Origin of the sequence: Bradyrhizobium sp. 2TAF24, assembly GCF_052115025.1 — a bacterium.
Classification (GTDB): domain Bacteria; phylum Pseudomonadota; class Alphaproteobacteria; order Rhizobiales; family Xanthobacteraceae; genus Bradyrhizobium_A.
In genome coordinates this window covers 463,786-478,422 of the sequence record NZ_JBFRFW010000001.1, presented here as the reverse complement: position 1 = coordinate 478,422, position 14,637 = coordinate 463,786, and the positions used below count along the sequence as shown (strand labels likewise).

Annotated in this window: 14 protein-coding genes; 6 read left to right on the top strand and 8 right to left on the bottom strand. The window is 64.9% G+C overall.

All coding sequences use genetic code 11. The features are described from left to right. Positions 1 to 3: 3 nt before the first annotated feature. Genes vgrG through AB4Z37_RS02080 form a run of 8 tightly spaced genes read right to left on the bottom strand, consistent with a single transcriptional unit; the run spans position 4 to position 7,577 of the window. Complete coding sequence (vgrG, locus tag AB4Z37_RS02115) at positions 4 to 1,800, bottom strand: type VI secretion system tip protein VgrG (protein ID WP_441515020.1); 1,797 nt, start codon at positions 1,798 to 1,800, stop codon at positions 4 to 6. Continuing rightward, positions 1,800 to 2,492: a CIS tube protein gene (locus AB4Z37_RS02110; RefSeq protein ID WP_441515019.1), complete on the bottom strand. Its 693-nt coding sequence runs from the start codon at positions 2,490 to 2,492 to the stop codon at positions 1,800 to 1,802. Before AB4Z37_RS02110 ends, vgrG begins: the two co-directional genes overlap by 1 nt. A gap of 1 nt (position 2,493) precedes the next feature. Further along, positions 2,494 to 2,664 carry a DUF5908 family protein gene (locus AB4Z37_RS02105; protein WP_441515018.1) on the bottom strand — a complete coding sequence of 57 codons (171 nt, stop codon included), beginning with the start codon at positions 2,662 to 2,664 and terminating at the stop codon, positions 2,494 to 2,496. A 23-nt stretch (positions 2,665 to 2,687) separates the two neighbouring features. Next, positions 2,688 to 3,179, bottom strand: coding sequence for a phage tail protein (locus AB4Z37_RS02100; RefSeq protein WP_441515017.1), 492 nt, complete (start codon positions 3,177 to 3,179; stop codon positions 2,688 to 2,690). Between the two features lie 4 nt (positions 3,180 to 3,183). Further along, entirely contained in the window at positions 3,184 to 3,645 is a 462-nt protein-coding gene (locus AB4Z37_RS02095; RefSeq protein WP_441515016.1) for a phage tail protein, read from the bottom strand. A gap of 55 nt (positions 3,646 to 3,700) precedes the next feature. Continuing rightward, a complete protein-coding gene (locus AB4Z37_RS02090) occupies positions 3,701 to 5,572 on the bottom strand; it encodes a phage tail sheath family protein (protein ID WP_441515015.1) in 1,872 nt (623 codons plus the stop codon). A gap of 49 nt (positions 5,573 to 5,621) precedes the next feature. Then, positions 5,622 to 6,938 carry a hypothetical protein gene (locus AB4Z37_RS02085; RefSeq protein ID WP_441515014.1) on the bottom strand — a complete coding sequence of 439 codons (1,317 nt, stop codon included), beginning with the start codon at positions 6,936 to 6,938 and terminating at the stop codon, positions 5,622 to 5,624. A 45-nt stretch (positions 6,939 to 6,983) separates the two neighbouring features. Further along, the gene (locus tag AB4Z37_RS02080) at positions 6,984 to 7,577 is read right to left on the bottom strand and encodes a DUF4255 domain-containing protein (protein ID WP_441515013.1); all 594 of its coding nucleotides are present in this window, start codon (positions 7,575 to 7,577) and stop codon (positions 6,984 to 6,986) included. Between the two features lie 453 nt (positions 7,578 to 8,030). On the opposite strand from AB4Z37_RS02080, the gene AB4Z37_RS02075 reads away from it, so the two are divergent. The 6 genes from AB4Z37_RS02075 to AB4Z37_RS02050 all read left to right on the top strand — a co-directional run bounded on the left by AB4Z37_RS02075 (position 8,031) and on the right by AB4Z37_RS02050 (position 14,637). After that, a complete protein-coding gene (locus tag AB4Z37_RS02075; protein ID WP_441515012.1) occupies positions 8,031 to 9,170 on the top strand; it encodes an acyl-CoA dehydrogenase family protein in 1,140 nt (379 codons plus the stop codon). A gap of 43 nt (positions 9,171 to 9,213) precedes the next feature. Beyond that, positions 9,214 to 10,389, top strand: a complete 1,176-nt coding sequence (locus AB4Z37_RS02070; protein WP_441515011.1) for an acyl-CoA dehydrogenase family protein — start codon at positions 9,214 to 9,216, stop codon at positions 10,387 to 10,389. Continuing rightward, positions 10,386 to 11,036, top strand: coding sequence for a glutathione S-transferase family protein (locus AB4Z37_RS02065; RefSeq protein ID WP_441515010.1), 651 nt, complete (start codon positions 10,386 to 10,388; stop codon positions 11,034 to 11,036). Before AB4Z37_RS02070 ends, AB4Z37_RS02065 begins: the two co-directional genes overlap by 4 nt. Before the next feature lie 139 nt (positions 11,037 to 11,175). Further along, positions 11,176 to 11,985, top strand: coding sequence for a helix-turn-helix domain-containing protein (locus AB4Z37_RS02060; protein WP_441515009.1), 810 nt, complete (start codon positions 11,176 to 11,178; stop codon positions 11,983 to 11,985). A 102-nt stretch (positions 11,986 to 12,087) separates the two neighbouring features. Further along, the gene (locus tag AB4Z37_RS02055; RefSeq protein ID WP_441515008.1) at positions 12,088 to 12,954 is read left to right on the top strand and encodes a 3-keto-5-aminohexanoate cleavage protein; all 867 of its coding nucleotides are present in this window, start codon (positions 12,088 to 12,090) and stop codon (positions 12,952 to 12,954) included. 87 nt (positions 12,955 to 13,041) lie between these two features. After that, complete coding sequence (locus AB4Z37_RS02050; RefSeq protein WP_441515007.1) at positions 13,042 to 14,637, top strand: AMP-binding protein; 1,596 nt, start codon at positions 13,042 to 13,044, stop codon at positions 14,635 to 14,637.

Genomic DNA, 14,637 nt, shown 5'->3' with positions numbered 1-14,637 from the left:
CGGTCAGTTGATCTTCACCAGCGCACCGTTGATGGTGACCATAGCGCTGGCCTTCAGTTCGGCGGTGGCATTGGCCACGACCGCGTGTTTCATGTTCGCCTGCTCGGTGATGTTCATGGCCTTGAGCGTCGATTCGGCTGTGGCCTGCATCGCGAGATTGCCGCCCGCCTTGATGGCGATGTCGGCCTTCGCCGACATCGTGATATTGGAGGCGCTGTCGATCGTGATCCCGTTCTTGCCGAGTACGACCGAGTTGCTGTTGCTGTCCTTGATGTCGATCTCGCCGCTGTTGTCGTCGAGCTTGATGGAGTGGCCGCCGGGCGTCTTGATTTCGATGACCTTGTCCTTGTCGTCGAACGTGATCTCGAGCTTGGACCGCGTGACGATCGCCTTCTTGTCGTTCTCCTTGTTGGGCGGGTAGGCCGGCGCACGGTCCTTGCTGTAGACGCTGCCGAGGATGACGGGGCTGCGCGGATCCTCGCTCATGAAGCCGAGGATGACCTCGTCGCCGAGCTCCGGATAGAACACCGCGCCGAACGCCTTCGAGGCATAGAAGCCGCCGAGCCGGGCCCACACGCCGGCGGCGTCGCTGCCGAGCAGCGGCAGCGACACCAGCACGCGATAGTCGCCATCAGGGTCCTCGTCGACCTGCTTGACGATCCCCGTCTGCAGGCCGCGCACCGGCGGCAGCTGGCCGCCGGCGGAGGTGTCGGCGATGAGCGGGGTTTCGTCGGCGAACCGGGCGGTTGGCAGGCCGAAATCGACGCTGGTCAGCCAGCGGTTGTCGCTGATCATGTGATCGACGCTGCTGATGTAGGCGTTGCCGGTGAAGCGTGGTCCGACGCCGGCGAGCTCGATCATCTTGCCGACCTTGGCGAGGCTGCTGCCCTGGAAGCGGACATGGCCGCAGACCTTGCCGAGGCGGCTGCGCAGCAGTTCTGCGGACGACCAGCTGTCGAGCGCGTCCTTGGGCAGCATCGCCGCGCTCTGGAGTGGCGCCTCGGCGAGATTGAAGACCGCGGCGAGCGTTGTCGTCGTGACGTCGCCGGGCGTGGTCACGGATGTATCGGTGGCGACGCCTTCCTGCACTTTCTGGGTGGTATAATCCCACGAGCGGCTCTTGGTCGCCGCCGTCCGGAGCTGGGTGGTGGCGTCGAGTGTGGCTTCGAACGCCAGCAGCGAGTCGCCATACTCGACGATGAGCGCGGCCTGGGCCGAGGTGTCGGGCGTCACCACACTGATGCGGCCGTCCTCGATGATGACCACGAGGCCGTTCGCCTCGGCACGCATCACCAGCAGGTCCCAGTCCGTGGCATGGTATTGGACCACGGTGCTTGCCGTGCTGGGCGCGTCGTTGCGGGTGACCGTCAGGCCGTTGGTGCTGACGAGGCCAGCGATCACGGTATGATCGGAGCTGTCCTTGAACACCGCATTCCGGCGCTGTAGCGTCATCTTCAGCGCGATGTCGGCCATGTCGATGACTAGGCGGGCCGGCCGGTTCGGCCCGATGTCGAGCGCATGCTTGACGATCACGCCCGAGAAAATTGTGCTGCTGCTGTGGCCATAGCCGGCGGCGATGCTGATGTGCTTGCCGGGCAGAAAAGTATCGACCTTGCTCAGCGGAAAGCTCTCGGTCGCGGGGTTGCCGTCGTTGATGACAAGCCGGGCGCGCGGCACGCGGTTCACTCTGGACCAGACCTCCACCGAGACGATGCTGTCGGAATCGAACGGCTCGTGCTCGACCTCGATCGAGACCGTCGGCAGGGCGCTGTCGTTGAGGACGGGGCTCGGCAGCAGCATCACGCGGGCCCCGCGAGTGGAGGAAAGATCAGTTGCTGGCCGGGGCGCAGGTCACGGAAACCGGTGAGGCCGTTGGCCTCGGCGACCTGGCTGTAGTATCGGCTGTTGCCGTAGATCCGGTGACACAGCAGCGGCAGCGTGTCGCCGGCCTGCACTGTGACCATATGGGTCAGGTCGGGCGAACTCTTCTTCATCTTGGCTTGCAGCAGGTATTCGTCGGTGTAGCCGACGAAAGCGGCCGTCGCGCGTGCGCGCAGCGGAATGCCGCTCGGCGCAAACAGGCTGTAGGTCAGGTCGAGCGACTGCAGGCGGCACTTGAACAGGAACGATCCCCAGGCGAGTTTGAGATAGTGCGGGCTGTGGATGTCGCCATTGTAGGCGTAGGCGACCGCCCGCAGGGCATCGATCTGGTCGGCGACGCCGTTGCGCGAGTTGACGCCGCCTGGTTGCGGCACCACGCCGGTCGCATCGAATACCAGCTCGAACGTGACGGTCTCCGGCTCCATGCGGTCGAACACCGGCGAGGCGCCGGCCGCGCCGGCGGCCTTGTTGTCGGTATAGGAGATGCGGCCGTTGCGGCTGTACTTGGCCGGATTGATCGGCACGACGAGAGACGGTACGGGCGCCTGGTTGTTGAAGCGCGAATCCGTATAGGCCTCGATCCTCAGCTTGGCGAGGGTACCGTCGGACAACTCAGCGCTCCTGCCTGGTCTTCAGCATCTGCAGCACGCGGCGGACGCATTCGTCGACGATGTCGTCCCGGCTGACCTTGCTGTCTCTGGGCTGGGGGGCGGTGTTGGCGGCCGGCAGCGCCTGCTCGCCGACGCGCATGCTGATGCCGATCTCGCGAATTTCCAGTGCCATGTCTGTTCCTGACGCGTTGACTGCTATCGTCCCACCGCGGTGACAGGGCGGCGATCGATCACTGCCCGTTCGAAGTAGTGATAGGCGAACTCCATCGTTTCGGTGAGGATGGCATTCTCCATCGCATTCAGCGACGACGTCTCCCATCGCACCGGATAGGCATTGACGAACCGCCAGTTGATCAGCGGATCGTGCTGTTCGTTCTGCAGCGTCACCATCAGCTCGCGCAGCCTGATCGGCCGCGTCAACTGGCTGCCCAGTGTGTTCGACATCCAGCTCGCCAGCGGCGAGGCGGCGACCACGACGCCGCGCTTGAGCACGAGATTGGCGTATTTGGCCTGCGTCGGCAGACGGTGGGCGAACTGGTTCTGTCCGCCCTCCACCACATCCTCGGTGCCGAACTCCACCTTGATGCCGGACACTTCCTGGAAACTGGCGTCCGGCGAGTTGCCGAGCGCGCCGTCCAGCGTGATGCTGAAGTGAAAGGCGACTGGTGGGTAGAAGACGTCCGCCATGGGATCAGGCCGCCTTCACTTCCAGCGTCTCGTAGACGATTTCGACCGATTCCACGGCGACCTCGTTGCCTTCCGACTTGAGATCGGTGCCGGTAATCTTGGTCGGCCAGGCGTTGTGCAACGTCCAGATCATCTTCGGCGCGCCGGTCTCGTCCAGCAGGTTGATGACGACGGCACGGCGCGAGATCACGTTCATCTTGATCTCTGAATACCAGGACCAGAACTTGGAATCCTTGACGAAAATGCCCTTGCGCATGGTGACGTTGCCGACGCTGGACAGGCCCGGCATCTTGATCGGGGCGAACACCTTGCTGTCGCCGTGGCGATACTCGATCACCTTGGTGTCGGCCTCGAGCCCGGACACTTCCGAGAACTTGACGTCCTTGTCGTCGCCGAGCTGGACGGAGAAATAGAATTTTGGCAGCGGCCAGGTGCTGCCCTGCTTGTCGCCCTTGTCGTCAGCCATGTCAGGTCTCCTGATGACGTTCTGTCTATGATGGTGAGCGGCTCGTGATCGAAGGTCAGGCGGCGCCCTGCATCTGCTGCTGGAAGGCGAGCACGATGAACTCGGCCGGATGCACCATCTGCAGTTTGATCTGCACGATCATCCGTCCCTCCAGGACGTCCTGCGCCGTCATGGTGCTGCCGAGGCCGCACTGCACGGTGAAGGCTTCCTGCGGCGTCGCACCCATCAGCCCCCCGGCCGACCACAGGCCGCGCAGGAAGCTGCTGATCATCGACGACACCGTCGCCCAGGTCTGGGCCACGTTCGGCTCGAACACGAACTTGTTGAGCGCCAGCTCGACCGACTGCTCGATGTAGATCAGCGCACGTCGCACCTGGATGTAGCGCCAGTCGTTGCTGTTGCCGTCGAGGGTCCGCGCGCCCCACACGACGGTACCGCGACCGACGAAATCGCGGATCGCGTTGACCGCGAGACCGTCGATCGGCATGTTGAGGTCGTCCTGCATCCGGTTGCTGATGGCGATGGTCGGGGACGTGACCGCGATCAGCCCGACATTGGCCGGGGCATTCCAGACGCCACGGGTGGTGTCGTTGAGGGTGTAGATGCCGGCCATCGCCGCGCTTGGCGGCAGGGTGCCGAGCTTCGCCGCCATGGTGGTGTAGATGTCCTTGAAGACCGGCACCTGGGCGACCAGGTTCTGGTTGAGCTGCTTGAATTTCTGCGTCTTGGCGTCACCGTCGGGCAGCTTGCCGATCGCCGTCAGTTGGTTGGTGAAGTCCGTCTTGAGCTGAGCGATCTTCGTCTGATCGGGAAACAGCTGCGCCAGTTCCGGCTCGATGATGCTGGCGAGGTTGTTGCGGCTCGTCGCGTCGAGATTGAGGAAGGACACTTCGCTCGCGTCGACGATCGAGGTGTTGAGGAACGGCGCATACGCCATGCCGTATTTCAGCCACTGGCTCTCCAGCCCGCTGACGGTGCTGCGGAAATCGGTAATCTTCGCCGTCAGGTCCGCACCGGTGAACGTCGCCGGCAACTGATCGATGCCCCAGACGTCGAGGATGGCGACGCGGTCCTGGCGCTCGTAGCACTGCGACAGCATGGCGGAAGTCAGCGTGGCGCAGTTCGACTTTTCGAGCTGCATGGCTTCAGGAATGACCAGCATGGTCGGTCCGACGAGATCGCGAACGGCATCGAGGCCGCTCTTCAGGGCGTCGAGGGAAATGCCGCCATTCTGGACATCGTCGTAACTCCCGACCGACACGATGTAGCAGTCGCCGCCGCCATTGGCGTAGAACAGCCGCAGGCAGTTGTAGAGATAGGGCACCTTGCCGAGCACGATGCCGTAGGCCTTGCCGCCGATGGTGACGTCATGCGGGACATCGGCGACGGCTGCAGCAGGCGCGGTGTCGGGGGCTTTCGGCGCATCCGGATCGGTCTTGGCGGCGGCCTGGTTCTCGGGTGCGGCGGTGTGGTCGTCCGGCTTTGCGTCGGTGGAGCCGCCCTGTTCGCCCTGATGAGGCGGGTCCGCGGCCGTTGACGCTTTGGTCTCGTCCTTCGGCGCGTTTGGATCGTTCGGTGCGGCGTCATGCGTCTTGCTGTCGGCGGAATTGTCGGCCACCTGCACCTTGGCGGCTGCATCGCCCCCCTGCGCAGCAGGGGGCCCCGCGCTCGCGGCGGCTGGGCCGGCTTTCGCGGCAGGGACCGCCGTGAGTGCGAACTGGTAGGTGGGCGCATCGCCGAAGACAGCGACATACTCGACCATGGAGGAGATGCGGAGCGGCCGCAGTTTCATCGGCCGTCCGGCTTTCTCCGCCGTCCTTGTGTAACCGATGAACACCGGCACGGCCGTCTCGACGCCGACAATCGACGGCGGAAATGCATCGAGCTCCTGAACATAGACGCCAGGGGTCTTGTACTGGACCGTCATGACTTGGTTCCTTTCCGAAGAGGCATGCGTGGGTCACATTCGCGGCAAGCTAGAGGTAGACGAAGACATCGGAGCGCGCTGGTCCGCTGCCCGTCGGTGACAGGCCGCTGAGTTCGGCTGAGGGCAGTGGCAGACGCTCGAGCAGGATACGGCTTGCGCCGCCATCGTGGCCGTTGGAGCCGCGCAGCCGTAGCGCGATGTCCGGTCGCGCTCGCAAGGCACAGGGCGCCTGAGCCGTGAACTGGTAGGCGGTGCGGCCGCCGCCCAGCGGCACGGGATGCGGGCCGTCGAACGTGGGGACGTCTTGCGAGCCGGCCTCGATGGCAAGCTGCCTGATGGCCGTGCTGCTGGACGGAAACACCACGAAATAGGTCCATATGGTCTGGCGCGCCCGGAAGCAGATGTCGTAGTCGACCGGCGTGATGTGCTTCACCGCGTCAGCATTGTCGAAATTGTCCGGCAGCGCGTTCGGGAGGGCGACGGGCAGCCCCGCGGCGCTCGGACCGTCGAGAAACAGATCGGCCAGCAGCAGCGGGGTGTACTGCAGGCCGGGGTAGAGGAATGCGATCTCGGGGCCGGCGGTATCCGTGGTGACGCTGTAGCTGTAGCGCCCGGCATGTTCGTTCGACATGTCGAGATAGACGGCCTGGCCCGGCACCAATGGGATACGCAACGGATACCGCGCCATGCCGGGGCGTGTGGGGCCCGGAGAGACGGAGGTGGCGGACGCGGGCTCCGCCAACACGATGGCGCGGCCGGAGGTGTCGTAGACGATCACGCGCGTCGCATCCTTCGGCGTCGGCAGCGAGACGTAGGCCGGGGAGAAATTGACCTCCTGCAGCGGAACGAGCTGCGACCAGTCCACGGTGAGCTGCCGCGGGCCCGTGCCGGGGGAATGACGCTCGCCGACGGGATCGCTCGCGAGCGCGTGATTGGAGAGATAGAGCGCACAATCGCCGGGCCGGGCCGACAGGGGAATGTCGGTGAAGCTTGTGAACGCGGCATTGCCGAGCGTGAACAGGAAAGTGAGGCGTGTCCAGGAGGCCGTCCGCAAGCGAGGCCTGTCGTATGAGGATGACGCGCCGTGGTTGTGTCCGTCACGGCGGTCCTTGAGATGACGCAGCAGCGCGGCAGCCTGTCCGGTGTGGTAGAACACGTCGATGCCGCCACGGCGCGGCTTGGCAATCAGCCTGAGATTTTGCAGCAGCGCCTGGGTCGCCGCGGTCGGCACGATCGTGAAGTCGCTGCAGGCGTCCGCCAGTCCATGGAATTCATGCCGCACCGTCAGCGACATGAGGCGTTCATAGCGGACCTGCCGCAATTGCGGCGCGGTGGGGGCCGGACGAGCAGCAGGATCGGATCCCATCTCTCTCCTCGAACGCTTCTTGCCCGCCGCGCCACGGCGGGATGTCTATTCCGTCGCCGCGCCCGCGTCGGCCGGTCGCGTGTTGCGGGCCACGGGCACGAGCGCGTCGCTCGCCTCGCCGGCGAAGGTCAGCATGCGCAGCCTGTAAAGGGCGGACGGTAGATATTTCAGACCCAGCATTCCCATCAGGTAGTTGGTCTGCATCAGGTCCAGATTGACGAAATCCAGGACGATCCGGTCGACCTCGCGCGGCAGGCCGGGCAGGCGGTCCGGTGTGAAGACCGGGGACTGCTGGAAGAAGCTGATCGTGCGCGACAGCATGCCGAGACCGGTGGCATAGTTGCCTTCGGTGAAGTTGGCGAGAAACAGCACGAATGCGTTGAGATGCAGCGGCGCGGCGACACGGGCGAAGCGGTCGCCGGTGGCGGGTGAGAAGCCTGGAGACGGTGCTGCGGTGGGCTCGCTCTGCAGCCCCACCAGGGACATGATGACCTTGTTGCGCGCATGTTCGGAGATGCGCCCGTCCAGCTCCACCGGATTGGTGAGCATGACCCAGTCCTCGGCGCGCGGATCCGACACCTGAAAGGCCGCGTCGAGCCGCGCACGCAACAAATCAAGTGTAGACTGCAGGATCGTCATCAGACCTCGCGGCAGCCAAACAAAGAACGTTGTCGCCCGCGGATGTGAGCGCCAAGCACTGAAACTAACGATGTGTCGATGTCTCGGCCCGAAAGCGAGGGCCTGAATAGTCAATGGTGAAACCGTAGCGGTCCCCCAGTGGGCCGGCAATTGCGGCGTACCAAAAAGCTGTGAAGAACTGCTGACAATGCTCTTCAATAAAACGTCATGATTTGCCTTGGAATTGATGCATCTCTGCTCACCCTGAAGGTGCTGGCGATCCATGCGTGAAACACTGCCGCCATGTTTGCGTGGATTGAGAGTCTTGTCGCGGTGACGGTGCCCTGTTTGTGAGCAAGACGCCGTGTTGCCGCGGCTCGGAAAGGCCCCGGCATCGATAGCCACTCGACGCAAGTGATGGGCGGCGATTCAGGCCATGCTCCGCACCGTCTGAGCGTGCGAGCGGGTGCAGGATTGGCCAGCAGTCCCTTTTATACGGCGGATCATCTCGCCTTTCGCGACGTGGTGCGCCGCTTTGTCGAGCGGGAGATCGAGCCTTACGCCCACCAATGGGATGAAGCGGAAGAGTTTCCTCGCGAACTTTATATAAAGGCTGCGGATATCGGCCTGCTCGGCCTTGGCTATCCCGAGGAATTCGGCGGGGTGGAAGCCGATCAGTTCATGCGCATCGTAGCCTCGCAGGAACTGGCGCGGGCCGGCTGCGGTGGGGTCAGCGCCAGCCTGATGAGCCACACCATCGGGGCGCCGCCGATCGCTCGCGCGGCGCGGCCGGAGGTCAGGGCGCGGGTGTTGCCGGACATCCTGTCCGGGCGAAAGATCTCCGCACTCGCCATCACCGAGCCGAGCGGCGGGTCGGATGTTGCCGGTCTGCGCACCCGGGCGCGCCGCGACGGCGATCATTATGTCGTCACCGGCGAGAAGACGTTTATCACCTCGGGAATGCGGGCCGACTATCTGACGGTCGCGGTGCGTACCGGCGGCGATGGCGCCGGCGGCGTCAGCCTGCTGCTGATCCCGGGTGATACGCCGGGCCTGTCGCGCACCCGCCTGTCGAAGATGGGCTGGTGGGCCTCCGACACCGCAACGCTGCATTTCGACGATTGCCGCGTGCCGGCCGAGAACCTGATCGGCGAGGAGGGGGCGGGTTTCAAGGTCATCATGCAGAACTTCAACAGCGAGCGCATGGGGCTTGCCGCGAGTTGTGCGGCTTTCGCCCAGGTATGCGTCGACGAGGCGATCGCCTATGCCCGTGAGCGGCGCACCTTCGGCAAGCCGATCGCCCAGCATCAGGTGATCCGCCACAAGCTGGTCGACATGGCGCAGAAAGTGGCCGCGACCCAGGCGATGCTGGAACTGCTGGCTTGGCGGGTCGAGCAGGGCGAGAATCCGGTGGCTGAAATCTGCATGCTCAAGAACCAGGCGACCCAGACCATGGCCTTCTGTGCCTCCGAGGCGGTGCAGATCTTCGGCGGCGCCGGCTTCATGCGCGGCATCAAGGTCGAGCGCATCTACCGCGAGGTCAAGGTCAATGCCATCGGCGGTGGCACCGAGGAGATCATGAAGGATCTCGCCAGCCGCCAGATGGGTCTCTAGGGCGCGCATTGCGCACGCAACAACCGATAACAGGATATCCTCCATGCTGTTCACCGCCGAGCACGACGAGCCGCGCCGGATTTTGCAGAAATTCATCGCCGCCGAGATCAATCCCCATGTCGACGAATGGGAGAAAGCCGGCATCTTTCCGGCCCATGAGCTGTTCAAGAAGCTCGGCGATCTCGGCTTCCTCGGCCTCAACAAGCCGGTCGAGTTCGGCGGCCAGGGGCTCGACTACAGCTATGCACTGATGATGGCCGAAGAGCTCGGTGCGATCCGCTGCGGCGGCGTGCCGATGGCGATCGGCGTGCAGACCGATATGGCGACGCCGGCACTGGCGCGGTTCGGCTCCGACGAGGTGCGCCGTGAGTTCCTGGCGCCGGCGATCGCCGGCGACATGGTCGCCTGCATCGGCGTGTCCGAGCCGGGCGCCGGATCGGATGTGTCCTCGATCCGCACCGTGGCACGCTCCGACGGTGACGATTATGTCATCGATGGCGGCAAGATGTGGATCACCAATGGCACGCAGGCCGACTGGATCTGCCTGCTCGCCAACACCGGCGACGGTCCCAAGCATCGCAACAAGTCGCTGATCTGCGTGCCGATGAAGAGCAAGGGCGTCACCATCGCCCGCAAGCTCGACAAGCTCGGCATGCATTCGTCCGACACGGCGCAGATCCATTTCGACGGCGTGCGCGTACCCAAGCGCAACCGGATCGGCCAGGAAGGCCACGGCTTCACCTACCAGATGATCCAGTTCCAGGAAGAGCGGCTGTGGGGCGCCGCGGCCTGCCTGAAGGCGCACGAGTTCATCATCGAGGAGACCATCGCCTATACCCGCAACCGCAAGGCGTTTGGCCAGAGCATCCTCGACAACCAGACCGTCCACTTCAAGCTGGCGGAAATGCAGACCGAGGTCGAATTGCTGCGGGCGCTGGTCTACCGCGCGGCCGAAGCCCTGATCGCCGGCGAGGATGTCACCCGGCTTGCCACCATGGCCAAGCTCAAGGCCGGCCGGCTGGGGCGGGAGCTGACCGATGCCTGCTTGCAATATTGGGGCGGCATGGGTTTCATGAACGAGACGCCGGTCAGCCGCGCCTATCGCGACAGCCGTCTGACCTCGATCGGCGGCGGCGCCGACGAGGTCATGTTGATGGTGTTGTGCAAGATGATGGGCACGCTGCCGGACATGACCCGCAAGGACGATAACACTCGATGATTACTCTCTATCATTGTGCGGCTGCCCGCTCGTTCCGCCCGCTCTGGACGCTGGAGGAAATGGGGCTGCCCTACGAGCTGAAGATGCTGCCGTTTCCGCCGCGGGTGCTGGCCAAGGACTATCTCGGCATCAATCCGCTCGGCACCATCCCGTTCCTGGTCGACGGCGACACTCGCATGACGGAGTCGGCCGCGATCTGCCAGTATCTGGTGACCCGCCATGGCCCGACGCCACTGGCGGTCGCTCCTGATGAGCCGGCCTATGGCGCGTTCCTGAACTGGCTCTATTTCGGCGAAGCCACCCTGACGTTCCCGCAGACACTGGTGCTGCGCTACTCCCAGCTCGAGCCGGAGGAACGGCGCAATCCTCAGGTTGCGGCCGATTACGCCAAGTGGTTCTTCGGACGGTTGCGGGCGATCGAGGCGATCACCGCCGAGCGCGAGACGCTGTGCGCCGGCCGTTTCACGGCGGCTGATATTTCGGTCGGCTATGCCCTGCTGCTGGCGGAGCGGATCGGCCTTGCCAAGGATTTTGGTCCGGCGGTCGCCGCCTACTGGCAGCGGCTGCAGCAGCGCGAGGGGTTCAAGCGCGCCCGTGTGGCGGAAAAACGTGCAAGTGAAGAGCAGAACGTTCCGGCTCGGATCTAACAGGTTCCCATCGGTTTCATCCATCATGGGGCGGCATCCCGCCCCATGACAAGCAGTCGTCTTCGTGTATGCTCGCGGCGCCCCATAGAGGGTTCCGTGGCGACACGGCGACACAGACTTCCTGGGAGGAACCGCAGCGATGGACCACCGCTCCGAAACCGGCCATGTCATGTTCCTCAGCCCCGAGCGCGTCTTCTACGCCGGGCTGCTCGGGCGGCCGCGAAATCGGTCGACCGGCTCGCTGCTGATCTATGTCGGGCTCGGAGGGCGGCTGATGCTGACGTGCGGCGGCAGGACCCAAGCCGACCTCGCCATCGCCCTCATCCCCCCGTTCGTCGAACACACCATTGCCAGCGACGCGCGTTCGTCGCTTTGCTTCACGGTCGAGCCCGAGAGCGTCACGCCGGCAGCGCTCGACCTGCTGGCGCGCCGCGCGGCCGACCAAGGTCCGGCGCTCGCCGAGCGGATCTGTGCGGCCTATGTGCGCCTGCGCGAGGGCGGCTGCGGCCCCGGTTTCACCACCGAGGAGCTCGACACCATCGTGCTCGGTGCGCCGCTCGCCCGCCGCCGCCTCGATCTGCGCATCGCAGAGGCGGTCGCCCGGCTGAATGACTTCTCGGGTCCGGCGGCAACTGCGGCGGATTGCGCGGCTGCCGCCCGCCTGTCGCAATCACGCTTCCTGCACCTGTTCAAGCAGCAGACTGGGACATCCTTCCGGGCCTTCCGCGCTCACAAGCGGGCGCGCCATCTCCTGCACTTCGTCAACGAGGATCTCAACTTCGCGCATCTCGCGCAGGACATCGGTTATCCGGACTCGACTCATTTCTGCCATTCGATCCGGCGGTTCTACGGTCTCAAACCGGGCGCGATCTTCTCGGGATCGCGCGACCTGCGCATCTATCGCGGCGCGGCGCAGGCGGAAGCCACGGCGGTCGCCGCGCTCGCCTGACGATCGTCCGCAGGTAGCCAGTCGACGCAAGCAGCCGCGGTCGCCGCTCCCCATCATGCTGACCGTCGCGTGATGTTGCGCGGCGATGGAGATCAGGCGAGCATGTCCGACAAGGCGGTGATCACCTGCGCGCTCAACGGCGTGCTGACCGACCCCAAGCAGCACCATGTGCCGGTGACACCGGAAGAGATGGCGCGCGAGGCGAAGGCCGCCTATGATGCCGGCGCCAGCGTGATGCATATCCATCTGCGCCAGCAAGCGCCCGGCAAGGGGCATCTGCCGTCCTGGGAGGTCGAGGTGTCGCGCGCCATTCAACAGGCGATCCGCGAGGCCTGCCCGGGCGTGATCATCAACCACACCACCGGGGTGGTCGGACCGAATTATGCCGGTGCGCTCGATTGTGTCCGCGAGACGAAGCCTGAGATGGCGGCCTGCAATGCCGGCTCGCTCAATTACCTCAAGGTCAAGGCCGACAACACCTGGGCGTGGCCGCCACACCTGTTCGACAATCCTGTCGAGAAAATTCAGGCCTATATCGATGTGATGAACGACGCCGGCACGCTGCCGGAGTTCGAATGCTTCGATGTCGGCATCGTGCGCAGCGTCGGCATGTACCGCCAGACCGGGATGTACAGGGGGCCGCTCGAATACAACTTCGTGATGGGGGTGGCCTCCGGCATGCCGGCCGATCCCGATCTGCTGCCGATCTTGCTCAAGCTCAAGGCGCCGGACGCCGCCTGGCAGGTGACCGCGATCGGCCGCGGCGAGATCTGGCCGCTGCACCGCCGTTGCGCCGAGCTCGGTGGCCATCTGCGCACCGGTCTGGAGGATACGTTCTATCGTCCCGATGGCAGCAAGGTGACGTCGAACGGTCAGTTGATCGAGACGATCGTGGCCTATGCCCGCGGCGCCGGCCGCGAGATCGCAAGCCCCGCCGAGGCGCGGACCATTTTCGGCATCCGGCGCTGAAGCGCTAGGCGCACGCCCGGCCCCCGGGCCGTACATCCAAAGTGAGCGGCCGACGAACGGTCGCCCTGATCCATCGAGGAGGGAGCAATGACTGATCTGGCGGCGACGGGCGGCGTGCCCGGACCCGGACGCATCGGACGGGTGGCGATCGGTGACCTGCTGCGGCGCGCGGCGCGGCGGTTTCCCGACCGTATCGCGCTGACCGACGGCGCGCGGCAGGTCACGTTCACGGAACTCGATCAGGATGCCAATCGGTTCGCCAACTATCTCGTCGGGCGCGGCCTCAAGCCCGGCGACAAGATCTCGACCATCTGCAACAACTCCGTCGAGATGGTGAAGGCGCTGTTCGGCATCCACCGTGCCGGCCTCGTCTGGGTCCCGATCAACACCATGCTCGGCCCCGACGACATGGACTACATCATGGACCATGCCGGCGTTCGTCACGCCGTGATCGATGACTATCTCCATGCCCAGCCGGAGCGGCGGGCGGCGCTGGAGCGGCGCAAGGTCGACCTGATCGCGATCGATCTCATGGGCAAGGCCAGGGAGGCCGGTCTCGCCGTCTTCAACGACCTGATCGCCGGGCAGTCCGAGATCGAACCGGAGGTTGCCTTCGACGAACGCGACCTTGCGATGATCATCTACACCAGCGGCACCACGTCGCGGCCGAAGGGCGCGATGCACTGCCACATCGCCGTGGTGATGGCGGTGATGAGCAATGCCGTCGAGATGAGCCTGACGCGCAAGGACGGCATCACCGGTCAGTTCCCGCTGTTTCACTGCGCGGGCCATGTGCTGCTGCTGAGCTATCTGTCGGTCGGCGGCCGCATGGCGCTGATGCGTGGCTTCGATCCGGTGGTGGCGATGGAAGCGATCCAGCGCGACAAGCTCACAGTCTTCGTCGGCCTGTCGCTGATGTATCAGGCGATCCTCGACCATCCGCGCCGCGGGGAATTCGACCTGTCGACGCTGCGCACCTGCATCTACACCATGGCACCCATGGGCCGGCCGCTGCTGGAGCGCGGCATTGCCGAGCTCTGTCCCAACTTCGTCCTCACCAGCGGCCAGACCGAGATGTACCCGGCGACAACCATGTCGCAGCCGGATCGTCAGTTGGCCCGTTTCGGCAACTACTGGGGTGAATCCCTGATCGTGAACGAGACCGCGATCATGGACGATGAGGGCAACCTGCTGCCGACGGGCGAGATCGGCGAGCTGGTACACCGCGGCCCCAACGTCATGCTCGGCTACTACAAGGATCCGGCGGCCACCGAGGCCGCGCGCAGGTTCGGCTGGCATCACACCGGCGACCTCGCGCTGATCGACGCGCACGGCGAGGTGTTGTTCATCGACCGCAAGAAGGACATGATCAAGTCCGGCGGCGAGAACGTTGCTTCGGTGCAGATCGAGGAAACGCTGCTCGCTCATCCGGCGGTCGCCAATGCCGCGGTGATCGGCCTGCCGCATCCGCAATGGGGCGAGGCGGTCTCCGCCTTCGTCAAGCTCAAGCCGGGTGCGCAGGCGAGCGAGGCCGACATCGGCGAGCACTGCCGCAAGCATCTCGGCGGCTTTCAGGTGCCGAAGCTGATCCGTATCCTCCAGGAGATGCCGATGACGGCGACCGGCAAGCTGCGCAAGGTCGACCTGCGCGACCAGTATCAGGATCATTTCGGAGCGAACTGA

Excerpts from the sequence above, each read along its gene's own strand:
- AB4Z37_RS02090 (WP_441515015.1), bottom strand. The coding sequence starts at position 5,572 with ATGACGGTCCAGTACAAGACCCCTGGCGTCTATGTTCAGGAGCTCGAT.
- AB4Z37_RS02095 (WP_441515016.1), bottom strand. The coding sequence starts at position 3,645 with ATGGCTGACGACAAGGGCGACAAGCAGGGCAGCACCTGGCCGCTGCCA.
- AB4Z37_RS02070 (WP_441515011.1), top strand. The coding sequence starts at position 9,214 with ATGCTGTTCACCGCCGAGCACGACGAGCCGCGCCGGATTTTGCAGAAA.
- AB4Z37_RS02065 (WP_441515010.1), top strand. The coding sequence starts at position 10,386 with ATGATTACTCTCTATCATTGTGCGGCTGCCCGCTCGTTCCGCCCGCTC.
- AB4Z37_RS02055 (WP_441515008.1), top strand. The coding sequence starts at position 12,088 with ATGTCCGACAAGGCGGTGATCACCTGCGCGCTCAACGGCGTGCTGACC.
- AB4Z37_RS02085 (WP_441515014.1), bottom strand. The coding sequence starts at position 6,938 with ATGGGATCCGATCCTGCTGCTCGTCCGGCCCCCACCGCGCCGCAATTG.
- AB4Z37_RS02080 (WP_441515013.1), bottom strand. The coding sequence starts at position 7,577 with ATGACGATCCTGCAGTCTACACTTGATTTGTTGCGTGCGCGGCTCGAC.
- AB4Z37_RS02050 (WP_441515007.1), top strand. The coding sequence starts at position 13,042 with ATGACTGATCTGGCGGCGACGGGCGGCGTGCCCGGACCCGGACGCATC.
- AB4Z37_RS02105 (WP_441515018.1), bottom strand. The coding sequence starts at position 2,664 with ATGGCACTGGAAATTCGCGAGATCGGCATCAGCATGCGCGTCGGCGAG.
- AB4Z37_RS02100 (WP_441515017.1), bottom strand. The coding sequence starts at position 3,179 with ATGGCGGACGTCTTCTACCCACCAGTCGCCTTTCACTTCAGCATCACG.
- vgrG (WP_441515020.1), bottom strand. The coding sequence starts at position 1,800 with ATGCTGCTGCCGAGCCCCGTCCTCAACGACAGCGCCCTGCCGACGGTC.
- AB4Z37_RS02060 (WP_441515009.1), top strand. The coding sequence starts at position 11,176 with ATGGACCACCGCTCCGAAACCGGCCATGTCATGTTCCTCAGCCCCGAG.